General features: G+C 43.0%; 15 protein-coding genes. 6 read left to right on the top strand and 9 right to left on the bottom strand.

Features of this window, described 5'->3' with window-relative positions:
* Positions 1-556 precede the first annotated feature (556 nt).
* From AC1DPZ_RS11400 to AC1DPZ_RS11385, 4 genes are all read right to left on the bottom strand, one after another.
* On the bottom strand, positions 557-1,552 hold the full coding sequence (locus tag AC1DPZ_RS11400) for a Hint domain-containing protein (protein ID WP_477403318.1): 996 nt from the start codon (positions 1,550-1,552) through the stop codon (positions 557-559).
* 531 nt (positions 1,553-2,083) lie between these two features.
* Positions 2,084-3,253, bottom strand: coding sequence for a pyridoxal phosphate-dependent aminotransferase (locus AC1DPZ_RS11395; protein ID WP_477403316.1), 1,170 nt, complete (start codon positions 3,251-3,253; stop codon positions 2,084-2,086).
* Between the two features lie 267 nt (positions 3,254-3,520).
* Positions 3,521-5,104: a flavin monoamine oxidase family protein gene (locus AC1DPZ_RS11390; protein WP_477403314.1), complete on the bottom strand. Its 1,584-nt coding sequence runs from the start codon at positions 5,102-5,104 to the stop codon at positions 3,521-3,523.
* Positions 5,105-5,572: 468 nt separating this feature from the next.
* A complete protein-coding gene (locus AC1DPZ_RS11385) occupies positions 5,573-6,241 on the bottom strand; it encodes a hypothetical protein (RefSeq protein WP_477403312.1) in 669 nt (222 codons plus the stop codon).
* 74 nt (positions 6,242-6,315) lie between these two features.
* On the opposite strand from AC1DPZ_RS11385, the gene AC1DPZ_RS11380 reads away from it, so the two are divergent.
* From AC1DPZ_RS11380 to AC1DPZ_RS11370, 3 genes are all read left to right on the top strand, one after another.
* Positions 6,316-7,329 carry a threonine aldolase family protein gene (locus AC1DPZ_RS11380; RefSeq protein ID WP_477403310.1) on the top strand — a complete coding sequence of 338 codons (1,014 nt, stop codon included), beginning with the start codon at positions 6,316-6,318 and terminating at the stop codon, positions 7,327-7,329.
* 284 nt (positions 7,330-7,613) lie between these two features.
* Complete coding sequence (locus AC1DPZ_RS11375; RefSeq protein ID WP_477403308.1) at positions 7,614-8,093, top strand: Lrp/AsnC family transcriptional regulator; 480 nt, start codon at positions 7,614-7,616, stop codon at positions 8,091-8,093.
* A gap of 8 nt (positions 8,094-8,101) precedes the next feature.
* Positions 8,102-9,064 carry an EamA family transporter gene (locus tag AC1DPZ_RS11370; protein ID WP_477403306.1) on the top strand — a complete coding sequence of 321 codons (963 nt, stop codon included), beginning with the start codon at positions 8,102-8,104 and terminating at the stop codon, positions 9,062-9,064.
* Positions 9,065-9,304: 240 nt separating this feature from the next.
* On the opposite strand, the gene AC1DPZ_RS11365 is transcribed toward AC1DPZ_RS11370, so the two are convergent.
* Positions 9,305-10,312, bottom strand: coding sequence for an ABC transporter ATP-binding protein (locus tag AC1DPZ_RS11365; protein WP_477403304.1), 1,008 nt, complete (start codon positions 10,310-10,312; stop codon positions 9,305-9,307).
* Between the two features lie 179 nt (positions 10,313-10,491).
* Here AC1DPZ_RS11365 and AC1DPZ_RS11360 point away from each other — a divergent pair, with 179 nt between their 5' ends.
* Positions 10,492-10,701: a hypothetical protein gene (locus AC1DPZ_RS11360; protein WP_477403302.1), complete on the top strand. Its 210-nt coding sequence runs from the start codon at positions 10,492-10,494 to the stop codon at positions 10,699-10,701.
* A 2-nt stretch (positions 10,702-10,703) separates the two neighbouring features.
* Here the strand turns inward: AC1DPZ_RS11360 and AC1DPZ_RS11355 are convergent, their stop codons facing one another.
* Both AC1DPZ_RS11355 and AC1DPZ_RS11350 read right to left on the bottom strand, forming a co-directional pair.
* A complete protein-coding gene (locus AC1DPZ_RS11355; RefSeq protein ID WP_477403300.1) occupies positions 10,704-11,627 on the bottom strand; it encodes a ChbG/HpnK family deacetylase in 924 nt (307 codons plus the stop codon).
* Between the two features lie 402 nt (positions 11,628-12,029).
* Complete coding sequence (locus AC1DPZ_RS11350) at positions 12,030-13,280, bottom strand: DUF2130 domain-containing protein (RefSeq protein ID WP_477403298.1); 1,251 nt, start codon at positions 13,278-13,280, stop codon at positions 12,030-12,032.
* Positions 13,281-13,396: 116 nt separating this feature from the next.
* Between AC1DPZ_RS11350 and AC1DPZ_RS11345 the strand changes: the two genes are divergently transcribed.
* Both AC1DPZ_RS11345 and AC1DPZ_RS11340 read left to right on the top strand, forming a co-directional pair.
* Complete coding sequence (locus AC1DPZ_RS11345) at positions 13,397-13,789, top strand: hypothetical protein (protein ID WP_477403296.1); 393 nt, start codon at positions 13,397-13,399, stop codon at positions 13,787-13,789.
* 192 nt (positions 13,790-13,981) lie between these two features.
* On the top strand, positions 13,982-14,203 hold the full coding sequence (locus AC1DPZ_RS11340) for a hypothetical protein (RefSeq protein WP_477403294.1): 222 nt from the start codon (positions 13,982-13,984) through the stop codon (positions 14,201-14,203).
* Positions 14,204-14,266: 63 nt separating this feature from the next.
* On the opposite strand, the gene AC1DPZ_RS11335 is transcribed toward AC1DPZ_RS11340, so the two are convergent.
* Both AC1DPZ_RS11335 and AC1DPZ_RS11330 read right to left on the bottom strand, forming a co-directional pair.
* Positions 14,267-14,842 carry a YceI family protein gene (locus AC1DPZ_RS11335; protein ID WP_477403292.1) on the bottom strand — a complete coding sequence of 192 codons (576 nt, stop codon included), beginning with the start codon at positions 14,840-14,842 and terminating at the stop codon, positions 14,267-14,269.
* 224 nt (positions 14,843-15,066) lie between these two features.
* The coding region (locus AC1DPZ_RS11330) for a Gfo/Idh/MocA family oxidoreductase (protein WP_477403290.1) at positions 15,067-15,264 on the bottom strand (198 nt) is incomplete at its 5' end.

The following is a 15,264-nucleotide window of genomic DNA, read 5'->3' as shown; positions in this document are numbered from 1 at the left end:
AAAGAGGACCCTGCGGTTGCACTAAGCCCGTATTATTTACGAAAACCGCGTTTATGCGTGATGATCCGGGTACCTCAGGGTCCTCTGCGAGAGACCCGAGGGGACGAAAAAGTCTTAAGTTCAAAGTCAAAAAAGAACAAATCCGGCTTATAACTTACGACTTCCGTCCCCGCAGGGTCTCTCGAAAGAGGACCCTGCGGYTGCACTAAGCCCGTATTATTTACGAAAACCGCGTTTATGCGTGATGATCCGGGTACCTCAGGGTCCTCTGCGAGAGACCCTGAGGGGACGAAAAAGTCTTAAGTTCAAAGTCAAAAAAGAACAAATCCGGCTTATAACTTACGACTTCCATCCCCGCAGGGTCTCTCRAAAGAGGACCCTGCGGTTGCACTAAGCCCGTATTATTTACGAAAACCGCGTTTATGCGTGATGATCCGGGTACCTCAGGGTCCTCTGCGAGAAACCCTGAGGGGACGAATGACATTTTCTTTTATAACAATAAGATGTGTACACACAGCAGTCCCTTCAGGGGAGGGTTTGGGTAAGGCCCTGGAGCCTACTTCTGCATTACCATTACACCATTCATCAGCAGGGTACTGCCGCCATCAGCTACAATGTTGTATACTTTTTGGATACCGCCGCCTTGTTCTGTTTTTTGCAGCACGGTAAAGGCTTCATATTTGCCGGTTTGCTCGTTGAGGCAAAGCACCTCCTGCCCTTGTGTTATCTCGCCCATTTTAAGGTTGCCCTGCTTGGTGAGCATCGGGTGGTTTGGCGTAGCCTGCAATACTTTTGAATTAAGGTTTATCAATTGACCCGCATTTGTATTTTTCACATCTGCCGATACCAATACCAAACGGGTTAGCGCATAGTTTTTAGCATCATGAACCGTTAATGCTTTCACTTTAACTGCCGAACTTTTATTGGTAGCCGGATCAATAGTGATTACCTCATCGCCGCTTTTTATGGTTTTCAGCATCTTTTTAGCGCCATTTGCCATGGTTACCATTTCATCGCCGGGGAAACAGATATCGTTACCGTAAGTGGCCGATTCTTCCTTCATATCCTTACCGCCATTCAACAGCTTATATTGCTGAAAGCTCATTTCCTTTGATAAAATGTATGATAGCTTAAGGATGAAGTTAGTTTCGGCCTTATTAATGTTATCAATATCGGTAAAATACTTCTCCCACACCTTACCACCGGCGGTAAAATCGGGTACAAGGGCCTTGTATAATTTACCCTTTTCGTTGGTATAAAACACCATCAGCCCAATTTCCTGCATACCCTCTTTGGCAATCAGTTTGTACAGGTCGATGCGCTTTTTTAAACCATCAGATCCGGTAACGAAATAGGGTTTGCGGTTCTCGTACCTATCGAGCACATAAGCATTCTCGAATTTAACATAGGTATCCTTATCCAGATCGGCAATGGTAAAGGTTTGTGCCTTGTTATACTCATCCATAGTAAGCGGACGAGGATTTGCCGCAGTTTGCGCATGCCCTAAATAAATAGAACCTGCTAAAAATAGTGTTAATGTTAGTTTACGCATAAAGCCCCCTTCTAAATCTCCCCCGCCGGTTGGCAGGGAGATTTTATTTGTTAGTTGTTATTCAATTAAATATTTTTTTCGTCTCCTCAGGACTGCTCGAAAGAAAACCTGGAGGCAAACACATATCTCCCGTCATTGCGAGGTACGAAGCAATCCCCTACCTAYAGAGTAGCTGTGCAAATCCGATCTGTRTAGTTTGGGATTGCTTCGTACCTTATAATGACGTGTTTGCAATCCACTGATTATCAGTACTATTTTTTAATATAATCTATGTCATTGCGAGGCACGAAGCAATCGCATGCTATACAGATCGGACCTGCACAGTTCGCGATTGCCGCGCTGCGCTCGTAATGACATGGTTGTTGTGAGCCCCTAAAGCCAGCAGGTCATCCCCATTTTTTCCAGGATTATCCTGGTGGATACTCCCAATGACGCGCTTTTTTTACACATCATTACTATTTTTCGGGGTTATCTCTGATGATCACTCAATGATGGCCTGTTTTTTTAAGCCCTCCCGTTTGGACTCGCCCCCTAACTCAGCTGCTTAAACGCCTCGGCAAAGGCTTCCATTTCGTCCATGCGGCCAATGCTTACGCGGCACCATTGCTTGTTATCAAATTGCCAGCTACGTACCCCTACGCTGCGCTTCATCATTTCGCTTACAAATTTTTTGCTATCCATTTTTAACGGAAACATCACAAAATTGGCCGATGAAGGAATGTAATCGTAACCCTCCTTTTTAAGTACTGAGTATAAATATTCTTTTGAAGCCAGTGTTTTTTGTAATGCCTCTTTCAAAAAATCCTCTTCGCGGTAAGCAGCTATGGCAGCGGCAATTGTTGTAGCCGAAAGAGAGAACCCGGTACTGTAGATAGACAATGCTTTAATGGTTTCGGGCTGCGCAATTACATAACCGCAGCGTAAGCCTGCAAAACCATATAATTTGGAAAATGTGCGGGCCACAATGATATTGTTTCCGGCTTTAACCGAGCTTATCATGCTGCTGCCTTGCGGATCCGGCAGATAATCGATATAAGCCTCGTCGACAAATACGGTTACCTTTTTGGATACGCGCTCACAAAAGGCCTTTAATTTGGCGGTATCTAATATTGTTGCAGTAGGATTATTAGGATTGCAGATATAAACAAGGCCGGTGTTAGCGTCAATTTTTGCTTCCATAGCATCCAGATCAAGCTTATAGTCGGCAGTAAGCGGTACTTTCACCCATTTACCATCAAATTGCTGAGCACGGGTTGGCAGATCTTCATAGGAAGGATCGCCGGTAATAATGCTTTTTCCTCCTTTACTGAATAAAAGGGCGGCGGCAAGAAACAGCGGAGAAGAGCCTGATTCTATTAAAATATTACCTTCCGAGATCCCCTCATAAGTGGCAATTTTGTTGTAAAGTGTACCCATTGAAAACATAGGGTACTGGTAGCTAAGACTAAGGGCATCCTGGATAGCTTTTTTTGCTGCAGGCGAAGGGCCAAACGGGTTTTCATTGGCTAACAACCTTGCCTTTAGCTCGAAGCCTGCATTAACAATTGCTTCCTGGTCGTTTAAATTCCCTGCGGCAGGTTTAAAGGCCCTGGCAACAGGCATAGCGGCCAGTTTATTAATAGTTCCCGAAAAGAAGGCCAGTCCCCCGGCCATAATTGCACTGGATTTTATCCAGTTTCTGCGGTTGAGTAAATTTGCCATGGTGGTTTGGTTTTAGTATCAAGTAGTGAGTATCAAGTATCAAGACAGCCACATGCTTTTTGTATCAAGTAATTAGTATCAAGTATCAAGACAGCTACCTGTTTTTTGTATCAAGTAATTAGTATCAAGTATCAAGACAGCTCCATCCTCTTTTGTATCAAGTAATTAGTATCAAGTATCAAGACTGCTCCAAAAAAACCTATCCTTTATCTTTTCGTCCTTTGTCTGATAGTCCTTTGTCTGAACCTCCTTCGTCCTTTATCTTTTTCATTTCTGCACGGGGTAACTTGCGCGTCCACCGGTTACCCTTGCGTGCAGGGCGGCCACAGTGCTCCTGGCCGATTCAAATGCCCCGGCCATCCAGGCATTTAAATAGGTTAAATGTTCACCTGCAAAATATACTTGCTTATCGGGTTTTAACAGTGCCGGGTATTGCGTTTTACGGGTATCGGTATTGTAAACAGCCCATCCGCCTAAATTATATTTTGTTTTGTGCCAGCTTACCGAAAACGCCCCTTCAAATTCCTTATCATACTGTGGGTGGATAAGTCTGCCTTTTTCTAATGCAAATCTCTCCCGGTTTGCATAATCTAAGTTACCTATTTTCTGAGCTTTTTCGTTAAAATTGTAATAACCTATTAAGATACCCTTTTTTCCTAAATAATCATAGGATGGATAAAAAATTTGAGTTAAATCGTTGTTGGTGTGGGTAATGCCGCCGTAAATATGCTCATCTTCCTCCCAAAACCTCCGCTTAAACTGCAAGCCTATCTTGCCGGTTTGTATGTAACCGATATAATCAATTGCACGACTAACATCACCCGAAAAATTATTGCTGATATTGCTTAATACCGGCAGCGGCAACGTGCAAATACACATATCGCCGGTAAGCTGGTGCTCGCCAAGCGCATCCTTGTAAGTTATTTTAACACCATCGGCAAGGTTATTTATTGCAGTAACCTCGGCTCCCCTTTTTACAGATGGCGCAACTTTTTTCTCTAATGCCTTTGCTATCTGGTCCATCCCGCCCACGGCCTGGAACATGGTCATTTGCAGCTCGTAAGTGTACTCCGCAACGTTATAAAAATCAGGATCCATCAGGCCCGAGTGCAGGATATCTGCCAGTTTGTGCGCATCGGCAATTTTACCGGGCTTATCACCCGCACCCGGCGATTCGGTATACCCGCGCCTTGCAGATGCTTTGTACAACTTATCCACATCAAGGCCGCCTTCGGCCTGCAGGTATTCGATGATCTTTTGGCCATCCTCTTTGGTAAGGTTAGCATCAAGGCTGCCATGATCAATACTTTTGGCCAGCATCTCGGTCATGTAACCACGGATATCGTTATGAACCTCGCGTACGCGTATTTTTTTGTTTGATAGTGGACCTTTGCCTTCGGCAAAGTAGTAAGCGCCTTCGTTTACGTTGTTATAAACCTGGATAGGTACACCCAACTCCTTACAATAATGCAAAGTAAGCTCATGGTTATGAGGGATGCGCGACGGACCAGCATTAAAGTACAAGCCATCATCAAACTTTGCGGTAGCGGCAGGCTTATCAATCTCCTGGTTGGTACTGCCATTACGGACGCTCCAGCAGCGGCCGCCGGTACGCTGGCGGGCCTCAAGAATAGTGCATTGGTAGCCCAGTTTATTAAGTTCGTAGGCACAGGTCATCCCTGCCAGGCCGGCACCTAATATGATGATATGTTTTCCTTTCCCGTCTCCCTCTAAATTAAAGGCATGAGCCGGGGCAGGGCGCAACAGGCCTAAAGCCATCATGGCGGGGTAAGCCCCCCCGGCCAGCATAGCGCCTTTACCAAGAAAATCCCTGCGTGTAATAGTTTTCAATAAGACTAATTTTACGTTTTACAATAATGCCAGCCTTAAAGATAGTTTTTTAAATGATTTAATAAAAGATAAGCCATATTTTTTTAAATATGATAATATCTACAGGATTTGTATGCATTATTGAAAATGGGGAAATATTATGGAAAAGAAATGAAGCTTTCGGGCCGGATGCAAAAAACCAACACATCCATATTTATATATATTTCTTTTTATTTCTCTCAAAATGATAGCTACAAACAGTATAATTTTTGATTAAAGAGGCTTAAAACGGAGAATATATCGCCAATTTACAAAAGGAGATAAAGCATTGATTATCAGTAAAAATAGTGTTCCACTTCTATTTTTTAAAAACCACAACACACTGGCTATCAGCACAAATTCGTTCCACAGCGTTCCAGGTGTACCAGGCGTTCCGATGGAACATCTACGCACTCACAAAATGGTCTAAAAGATTTAAAAGCTCGCCCTTCAGGGAGCCGCCGGGGCATGCGATGCTGCTACCTTATTAAAATAATCAACCAGCTTATCCATGCTCTTAAGGTTAAACTTATGCTCTTTGATGCTATCAACCACCGGCTCTTCATCGCCCATGATCTCTACCATAATATCTTCAAAGTTTTCATCGGTAATGCGCTTCATATCAGCCGTGCTTTCGCCAAAGTAGTAAACGGCTTTGGAGCTTTTTCCACGACCGCCGCCTCCACCACCACCAATGGAAACACCTAAACCGCCGCCAAGTCCGCCACCGTAGCCGCCGCTGCCGTAACCCGCAGATATTCCCGGCGAAAAACGTACGCCGCCACCGCCGCCCGAACCGGCTTTTGCCATGTAAAGTTTCAATGGCTCATCAAGCACTACCTGCACAAAATCGGTTTCCTCCAGGCTCCATGTTTCGTTGCGGGGAGCATGGGCAACCACAAAACTATCCTTACCTGCCACAAACGACCGGATATCACTTACACTCAATTTATAGGGGTTTGTTTTAGCGTCGTCTTTAAATTCAATAAAGCCTTCATCTTTTATGGGGCTTTTACCGCCGGGGTATAACCTTATAAAGCCGGCTGTGCGGTTGCCTTTTACATCGGTAAAATTACCGGGCTGCCATTTTTGCGATTTTGCTGATACAAAGCACAGCATAAAAAATAAAATGATTAAAATTGAGCGCATAACAAGTATAATAATACAAAGAACGCAATTTTTACATATTTAATATGATGACTGTTGATTTACGCAGCGATACCGTAACAAAGCCTACCCCCGGCATGCTGGAAGCCATGTGGAGTGCAAAAGTTGGCGATGATGTGTTTGGCGAAGACGAAACTATAAATGAACTGGAGCAAAAAGCAGCCGCTATATTTGGGATGGAAGCTGGTATATTTTGCCCATCGGGCACCATGACCAACCAGATTGCCATTAAATGCTTTACCCAGCCCCTGGATGAATTAATTGCCGACCAAACCGCGCATGTGTACCGTTACGAGGGCGGCGGCATAGCTTTTAACTCCGGCGTATCAACCCGCTTATTGAATGGTTACCGGGGCATCATCACCCCCGAAATGATAGAGCCGGAAATAAACGCCGAAAACATCCACTACCCGCATACAAGCCTGGTTGTTTTAGAAAATACCGTAAACAAAGGCGGCGGCAGCTGCTATACACTAAACGATATAAAACCCATTGCCGAACTATGCCAGGCCAAAAACCTAAAGCTTCATTTGGATGGCGCACGCATATTTAATGCCCTGGCTCATACCGGTGATAAGGCGGCCGACTATGGTAAATATTTTAATGGCATCTCGGTTTGCTTATCCAAAGGGTTGGGCGCTCCCGTTGGCTCGGTTTTATTGGCTGATAAGGATACTATTAAATATGCCCGGCGCATCCGTAAAGTATTGGGTGGCGGCATGAGGCAGGCGGGCTTCCTGGCCGCGGCTGGCATCTATGCCCTTGACCACCATGTAGAACGCCTGAAGATAGATCATTCCCATGCCCGCATCCTGGGCGATGAACTAAGCAAGCTACCATGGGTAAGTAATGTATTGCCTGTAGAAACCAACATTGTATTATTTGATACTATTGAGCCTGCAACCGCGATATTGGCAAAACTTGCTGCTAAAGACATTAAGGCCATTGATACCGCCAAACACCGCATCCGCTTTGTAACGCACCTGGATGTGCATGCAGAACAGGTGGAGTATTTGGTTGATGTGTTGAAGGTGATGTAACTGTGCATAGTGAAGTGGTGAGCGGTGAGTAGTGAGTAGTCAATGGTCAATGGAAATTAGTGAGGGGTGGCAAATATTCTACTCACTATCTGCCAAACCGGATCTTCTTTCTCCTCCCTAAGCTTGCCACAACGCCCATTTTAAGCCGATGATATAAACATCTTTACTCTCTATCGCGCCTACCCAAATATCTGTTTAAACACCAATACAGCACTTTTGTCGAATTAAATTCATTTTATTAAAATTATTTTGAATTTAATTCACATAATGCCTAATATTACTGTATGATTAGCGAAACAGAAATAGTTTTAGACAAAACCGATCTGCATATTTTACGATTGATGCAGGAAAATGCCCGCATATCAAATGCCGACCTTGCCCGCGAGCTTGGGATGGCCCCATCGGGTATATTGGAAAGGGTAAAAAAACTGGAACAGAAAAACGTTATCCAGCAATATACCACGCGCATTAACCCGGTGGCATTACAGCAAAAAATGCTGGCCTTTATTTTCATGCGTGCTGCAGACGGCCCGGGTTGTAATGATACTTCGCGCGAGCTTGCCAAAATACCCGAGGTACAGGAAGTGCACCATATTGCCGGCGATGATTGCTACCTTGTAAAGATCCGCACATATGATTCAGCCTCGCTGATGCAGCTGATGCGCACTTACTTTAGTAAGATCCCTAATATTTTGAGCACCCGCACCACCATAGTGCTCGAAACTGTTAAAGAACAACAACAATTAGTTATACCCGAAAAATAAATACTGCCATGACTACAACTACACAAAAAACCACCTCTCCCCTGTTGGTTATCATAGCTTTTGCTACTGTTTACCTGGTTTGGGGTTCTACCTATTTTTTTATAAAAATGGCTGTTGATGGTTTCCCGCCGTTTCTGCTGGGAGCCCTGCGCTTTTTTACAGCCGGTATTTTAATGCTGATATGGTGCGCCATTAAAGGCGAACAGATTTTTGTAAAGCGCAACATCATTCATGCTGCGGTAAGTGGCTTTTTATTACTTGTAGTAGGTAATGGCGCTGTAATATGGGCCGAGCAAACATTACCAAGCGCCATGGTAGCCATTATGGTATCATCTCCCCCAATATGGTTTGTGTTATTGGATAAGCCAAACTGGGGTACCAACTTTAAAAGTAAAAGCACCATTTTGGGGCTTATAATAGGCTTTATAGGCGTAATATTATTATTCAGCGAACAGATAGGAAGCATGTTTGGCCCATCAACCGGTTCGTCAAAACTACCGGGAATGTTGTTATTATTGGCGGGCACACTGGGCTGGGCATCGGGGTCGTTATACTCCAAGCACAATAACACAAAGGGGTCTGTATCTGTTAACACCGCGTGGCAAATGCTGGCGGCGGGTATCGTATTTATCCCATCAAGCTTTTTTCATAACGAGGTACAAACCCTCAACTGGCACACTATCCCGGCTCATAGCTGGTATGCTTTGCTTTACCTGGTAGTTTTTGGTTCGATAGCTGCTTTTAGCGCTTATGTATGGTTGTTGCAGGTTCGCCCGGCCACGCAGGTGAGTACCTACGCTTATGTTAACCCGGTTATAGCCGTTATATTAGGGGTGCTTTTTGCCCACGAAAGCGTTACCTTATTACAGGTTGGCGGTCTGGTGATTATATTAGGTAGTGTGCTACTGATAAATTTGAGCAAGTACCGAAAAGAGAGGGTGCCGAAGGAAAATGAATTAGTAACTAACTAATTGTCAATTAATAGCCGTTACCTTCGTTACATGAAGGGTAAAATCAGGGGATTCTGAAGGAAAAACGATGGCTTAAAAAGGGCTGTCATGGTGAGCCTGTCGAACCATAGCGGGCAAAGGCCTCTGCGCGCGACCCTTCGACAGGCTCAGGGTGACCGGCCGTTTTTTAAGAAAATATACAATTAAAACAAACACGTCGTAGGTAGCTTGTCTGAAAACACCCTGATTCTTATACCCTTCTCAATTCTCCCACCTGCCAAACTCAAAGTATTTGCTGATTTTGATGCCTACTTTACTGCCTGATTTATATTTGCCCCTTTTGTAATTCATGACGCGCAATATAACCCCGGAATTTTCGATGATCAGCTCTTCGTAAAAGCCTTTAAACAGCACCTTTTGTACCAACCACTTTTTACCCAACCGTGTAATTTTTACATGCTCGGCATATATTACTATTACACTGCGACTGCTTTTTATGCCGCAAACTTTGGCCTGGGTTGAGTTAAGCTTGCTGCCACTGGCCAGGATCTGCGATGTGTACAATAATTTTGGCGAATGGTATAACTCATCTGGCGGGCCATTTTCAACTATCTCGCCCTCCTTTATTACAATAAGTTCGTCGGCCATTGATAGTATCTCTGCCGGGTCATGCGATACCAATACTACTGTGGTTTTCCACTCCCGCACAATTTGCCTTATATCGTGCTGTAAAGCTTCGCGGTACGAGGCATCAACCTGGTTAAAGGGTTCATCAAGCAATAAAACTTCGGGCCGGCTTATTAATGCTTTGGCTATGGTTACCCTTTGTTTTTCGCCGCCGCTTAGTTTCCCAAACGGGTAGTCTTTAAGCGGATAAATATTTAGCATATTAAGCGCCTCGGTAACCCTTTTTATTTCGTGGCTCAGGTCTTCTTCGGGCAGGCCATCACGTACGGTATTCCAAACAGATAACCGGGGGTCCATATCTATACCGTTTTGGGTTACCATGCGCATTACTTTGTGAGCATGCTGTATCCCGTGTTCACGGCTCAACACCTGTTCTTCCTTAAAAAAAACTTCGCCATGGTCGGGTTGCAGAATKCCAAATAACAAATTAAGCAGGGTGGTTTTGCCGCTGCCGCTTTCGCCAACAATGGCAGTAATTTTGCCCTTGGGCACAAATATGGTAATATTGTTAACGCCTGATGACTTATCGCCAAAGAAGTTTTTGGTAACGGATATGGTTTCCAGTATCAGATTGTCTTGCATCCCTTTGAAGTATTTTGGTACATTAAGCAGGCTAATTATCAAGCCACCCAATAAGGCCTAAACTATAAAAAGTTTAGTCGCCAAAAAAGCCCGGCAGTATATTTAATGAAAAGGCAAACAAATTTCATCCCATAGTTATTGTAATAACAACAGCAAACGTTAACAAAAATCATCATCCTATGAATAAAGGTATTGGCATATTACTCATTGTTATAGGTGTAATAATGCTTATCTGGACTGGCTTTACCTACACCAAAAAAGAAAAAATCATTGATGYCGGCCCAATCCAGGTATCTGCCGACAGGCAAAAAACCGTAAACTGGCCACCCTATTTAGGCGGAGTATTGATTATAGGCGGTGTAGCTATAGTTATTTTTTCTAAAAAATAAGCTTACTTATTGTTTGATGCTCTAAGTACGCTGATATCCTTTGTTGCCAATAATTGCTGGTAATTAATCATCCGGAATTTTTTACCTTCCATACTCCTGAACTCGGGCGACAGCAACATATTCAATTCCGTTTGGCGGTGCAGGCTGGTTAGCGGTTTGCCATCTTTGGCGTTCATCATATTGCTGTTCATATCTACCAATACATCCATTTCGGGGCTTGGCGTAGCGGTATGAATCACAACCAGGTTTGGCCTGTCGGCGTTAAGCTTATTGCTCACATAATCCAGGAAAACCTTCTTTTTAGTAGCAATGGGTTCGCCCCACATTTCCATATAGGTTTCACCAAAGTAGGTAACACTGCTTAATGTTGATATGGCTAACTTATATTTATGAGCCAGTTTTTCTGTAAGTGAACGTAACTCCGGGGTCGACAATGCGATGCCCATATGCGGGTCGATATAGCTTATTTTCAATCCCGATGCCAAAGCCCTTTCAATCTGTGCCGATAGTTCAGTTTCAACCTCATTCAGCTTATAACCGCTTTTGGCAAATGCCGATGTGGAATGCGGAAAATAACCAACCTCATCAACCAAACTTGGCACAGCCGTGCGGCCTGTAACCGGCCCCCAGCGGTAATTTTTCCACTCCGACGTAAGTGTTAAATGTAGCCCTACGCTTACATTGGGATATTTTTTTAGGATCTCCACCGCTTCCTGGTACCACGGGCATGCAAACTGAAGTGATACAGAAAATGGCAACCCGGTTTTGGCCATCTTTTCGGCAGCCATGTTTACAGAGTGGTTCATCCCGATATCATCAAGCCTTATCATTAGTTGCGGCAATTTATCGGTTTTTTGAGCAGACACCTGGTTTATCCGGGTAAGTGCGATCAACAGAAATAAGCAAAATACATGTATTTTTTTCATAACGGGGCAGCAAATTTATTGTTCCGACAAAATACAGTTAAAGCTTAAATTATTCAATAATTTAGTAAGGCGTATTAAACAAATTACATTGACGGATCTGTGATGTTTGGTGTGGGCGACGCACAGACCTGCATCCGATTAGAAGTATAACAATAATTCAGGGAAACTATAGGGAAATCGCGTTTAAAATATCAGCATGACAAATTTTGGCTGAAGCCGCTTTTTGTTCCTTCACTACCATCCCATAAATGGGACGGCAATGAACTTTTAGCTACTTTAATCAGGATTAGTGCTTAATTCATTGCCGTTTGGCTTCAGCCAACGGTTAAATTGGCAGAAATGATTTAAGGCTTTAGCCAAAAAGTATTTATAAATTTCTAAAAGCGATTTCTCCGGGGAAAATTATTCCAGCAGCAGGGCATCTTCATCATCGGTTAAATTTAGCTGTATGCTATCGCTGCCAGCGATGCCTTCAATACTGCCTTTTATATGGGCCGCGTTCAATAAAACCTTATCCAGCTGTTTCTCGCGCGATTTCCACATTTTCTCCATGGCATCACGCTCCTTCTGGATAGACAGGCGCATACCCATATACCCTTCGCGGATGGCTTTCCATTGCTCAGAAAACTCGCTGCTGGTTAAATAATCATACAACAGGTGCATTTTATCACCCTTATTATCCTGTGATTTTACCAGGTTCGAGAGCTTGATAATCCCATCGCGCAGGATGTAGGATACAGCCTTCACCTCATCAAAACTACAGATCCAAACACCATCCTTCTCACCAAAGCAATCCATCCCTTTTGGAAAGCATTGAGTAACTATTACGGCAACATCAACCCCGATGCCGCGCATATCTTTTTTAAGTTTATCTATCCAATCGGCACCAAATGTTGCTGTGCGCTTGCTTTCATAAATAATACGGCCGCACTCCTGCCCAAACTGGTTACGAACCGTTTGTACACAATCGGCACCGCGTACGCCTTTGCCCACTTCACTTATCACATCAAACGGAAAATAGTTACGCAATAGTTCCTCCAATATCAATTCCTGTACCTCGCCCTGCAACTGCATCGACCCCTGCTCGGCTTTCCGTTTCATTTCCTCGGCCAGCTTTTTCTGATCGTCCAATTGTTTTTCGAGTTCTTTTACTTTTAGCTGGTATTCGGTATCTTTTATACTATGCCGTTCGGCTTCCTGTTTGCGAATCTGTTCGCTTAGCTCGTTACGCTGCTCCTGCAATTTGCGCTGCAGGGAAAGTTCCATTTCTTCTTCTTTAAACTGCAGCTGTTTTTCGCGCTGCAAAAACTCCAGTTCCTTTTGGCGGGATAGTTTCAGTTTTTCCTCACTCTCCTGCGCCGAATTTTTTAGCATCAGCACCTGGTTTTCGTAATCCTGGCTGATAGACCGGCGCAGATTTTCTTCAAGCGAAAGCTCCAGCTGTTTTTTTTCGGTGTTAAGGCGTTGCTCAAATTCGGCCTTTTGCTGCCGTTCTTTGTTTAAAAATTCTTCGTCTTTTTTTCGGTATTCTTCTTCTTTTTGGCGGGTATAATCCTGCATTTTAAGCCGGAGCTCTTTTTTATACTCCTCGGCCATCACCTCCTCTATCGGGAAACCAAAACCACAACTTGGACATTTAACTTCTGTAGCCATACTTATTATAATACGAAAAACATTTTCGCACATCAAATATAGGGATTTATATAGCGTCAAAAATTACGCAAAATGCAATAGTTGCAGTTACCAATTAATATTACTACATTACATCAATGCAAATTTTACAAATTGGCAAAGCCATGTGGAGCTATGATTATGAAATTGCATCGCTCACATTAATTGACGAGGCCGGGTCTCTTTTTTCCATGCCTCCACCACCCCACCACCGTGAGGGTGAAATTATATTGACCAATAACAGCCTTGTTATTGATGGCTATAACTACCTTAATATTCCCCTTAACCGGCTGGAACAAATATACCTGGGATTTGACGATATATATAAAAGGTCGTTAGTTAGAAACAATGGGATGTTTTGGCAGCCCTTAAGGTTGCGCTATAAAGAAGGCGACAACATCAATATTATTTACCTTATTATAGACCACCGTTTCTTCGGCACCAAAAACCAGCTGTGGTTTGATACCTTAAAACAGTTATTGTCTGACTAAGGTTACTTTCAACCCTTTCATTTTAAATAGTTTACTACGTAAGCAGTTTAACACGCTACATTCGGGGTGTTTTTTATTATGCCGCAATCTGCTATATTTGAAACCGCGAGCCATTACAATACCAATTTAACCTAACGGGCATTCTTTAGATCGGTCATTTGCGGTGAGGCTTATCTAAACATTATTTATTTTATGAAAAAGCTCGGACTTTTAAGGCTATTTGCTTATTTACCACTCATTGCAATCATCATTCCCAACATCACCGAATCATTAATAAACCCTGATTACAAAATACCACTTATACATGTTATTGCTGCTGCCGCATTGGTTGCAGTAATAGGCATTTGCAGTGTAATTATTTATTATTTACAAAAGCGGCAGTTAAAAGCGCAATACCAGCGCAATAAAAATTAGCCTGAAAACAAACGGCGCACCCATTTGCATGAGCGCGCCGCAGCGTTAATATGTGTTTTTTAATTATTTAGCTTTAGCAAATTCGCCGTTAGCTTTAATAGTTACTTCGTCGCTTAACATAGCTGAACCAAATTTGCTGCCGAAATTAAAATCAGCACGCTTGATAGTACCGGTTAACTGAAAACCTGCATCATCGGCTTTGCTCATTGGGTTGGTAATAGTACCACGGTACCAAAGGTCAAAAGTAACGGGTTTGGTAACACCTGCTAAAGTAAGGTTACCGGTAACAGCATAATGTTTTTCAGACGTTTTTGAAATACCTGTGCTTGTAAAAGTAAGTGTTGGCTTATTTGCAACATCAAAAAATTCAGCCGATTTTAAGTGATTGTCGCGGTAATCGTTATCTGTGCTTACAGAAGCAGTTTGTACTGTAAATGAAACTTTAGCATCGCTAAAATCTGGTTTTGCAGTTATGATGGTAGCATCGTAAGTTTTAAAAGTACCATCAACGTCATTTACCAATAAGTGGGTAACAGTAAATTTAACGTTTGAGTGTGCTTTGTCAACCGTCCAGGTAGTTTGTGCCGAGGCAGCAGTGTACAAAAATGCTGAAGCTAACAGGATAAAGATCTTTTTCATTTCGTTTTGAATTTTTTTTTAGATTTAATTTTTTCTATAACCCAAAAGTATACAAAGAATTTGATTTTTTATCCAATAAATGTTTAAACATCTTTTTATTAAAATTGGATGACAAATCACGACTGATTTAGTGGGGTAATGGATGGAATGTTTACTAAATGAGGGGTTTATTGTGATCCTAAATAACAGGAGAGATAATTTATACTCAATTATACTTATATACTTTACCCTATATTCTCCCACTTCCCAGAGTCGAGGCTGTGGTAAATGGCGTCAACTACCCTCATATCTTTTAAGCCTTCCTCGCCCGGTACGCGGCTTTGTATATTGCGGGCTACACAGTTTGCAAAATCATCCATTTGCGCTGCCTGCTGCACTATCTGAGGAAAATTCATTGGTCCGTTGCTGGTAAACCCGTCACA

The sequence above is a fragment of the Mucilaginibacter sp. P4_G9 genome (genome assembly GCF_056400985.1).
This window is presented reverse-complemented; position numbering and strand designations above follow the sequence as displayed.

Excerpts from the sequence above, each read along its gene's own strand:
- AC1DPZ_RS11370 (WP_477403306.1), top strand. The coding sequence starts at position 8,102 with ATGACTACAACTACACAAAAAACCACCTCTCCCCTGTTGGTTATCATA.
- AC1DPZ_RS11350 (WP_477403298.1), bottom strand. The coding sequence starts at position 13,280 with ATGGCTACAGAAGTTAAATGTCCAAGTTGTGGTTTTGGTTTCCCGATA.
- AC1DPZ_RS11340 (WP_477403294.1), top strand. The coding sequence starts at position 13,982 with ATGAAAAAGCTCGGACTTTTAAGGCTATTTGCTTATTTACCACTCATT.
- AC1DPZ_RS11380 (WP_477403310.1), top strand. The coding sequence starts at position 6,316 with ATGATGACTGTTGATTTACGCAGCGATACCGTAACAAAGCCTACCCCC.
- AC1DPZ_RS11385 (WP_477403312.1), bottom strand. The coding sequence starts at position 6,241 with ATGCTGTGCTTTGTATCAGCAAAATCGCAAAAATGGCAGCCCGGTAAT.
- AC1DPZ_RS11375 (WP_477403308.1), top strand. The coding sequence starts at position 7,614 with ATGATTAGCGAAACAGAAATAGTTTTAGACAAAACCGATCTGCATATT.
- AC1DPZ_RS11355 (WP_477403300.1), bottom strand. The coding sequence starts at position 11,627 with ATGAAAAAAATACATGTATTTTGCTTATTTCTGTTGATCGCACTTACC.
- AC1DPZ_RS11400 (WP_477403318.1), bottom strand. The coding sequence starts at position 1,552 with ATGCGTAAACTAACATTAACACTATTTTTAGCAGGTTCTATTTATTTA.
- AC1DPZ_RS11395 (WP_477403316.1), bottom strand. The coding sequence starts at position 3,253 with ATGGCAAATTTACTCAACCGCAGAAACTGGATAAAATCCAGTGCAATT.
- AC1DPZ_RS11335 (WP_477403292.1), bottom strand. The coding sequence starts at position 14,842 with ATGAAAAAGATCTTTATCCTGTTAGCTTCAGCATTTTTGTACACTGCT.
- AC1DPZ_RS11345 (WP_477403296.1), top strand. The coding sequence starts at position 13,397 with ATGCAAATTTTACAAATTGGCAAAGCCATGTGGAGCTATGATTATGAA.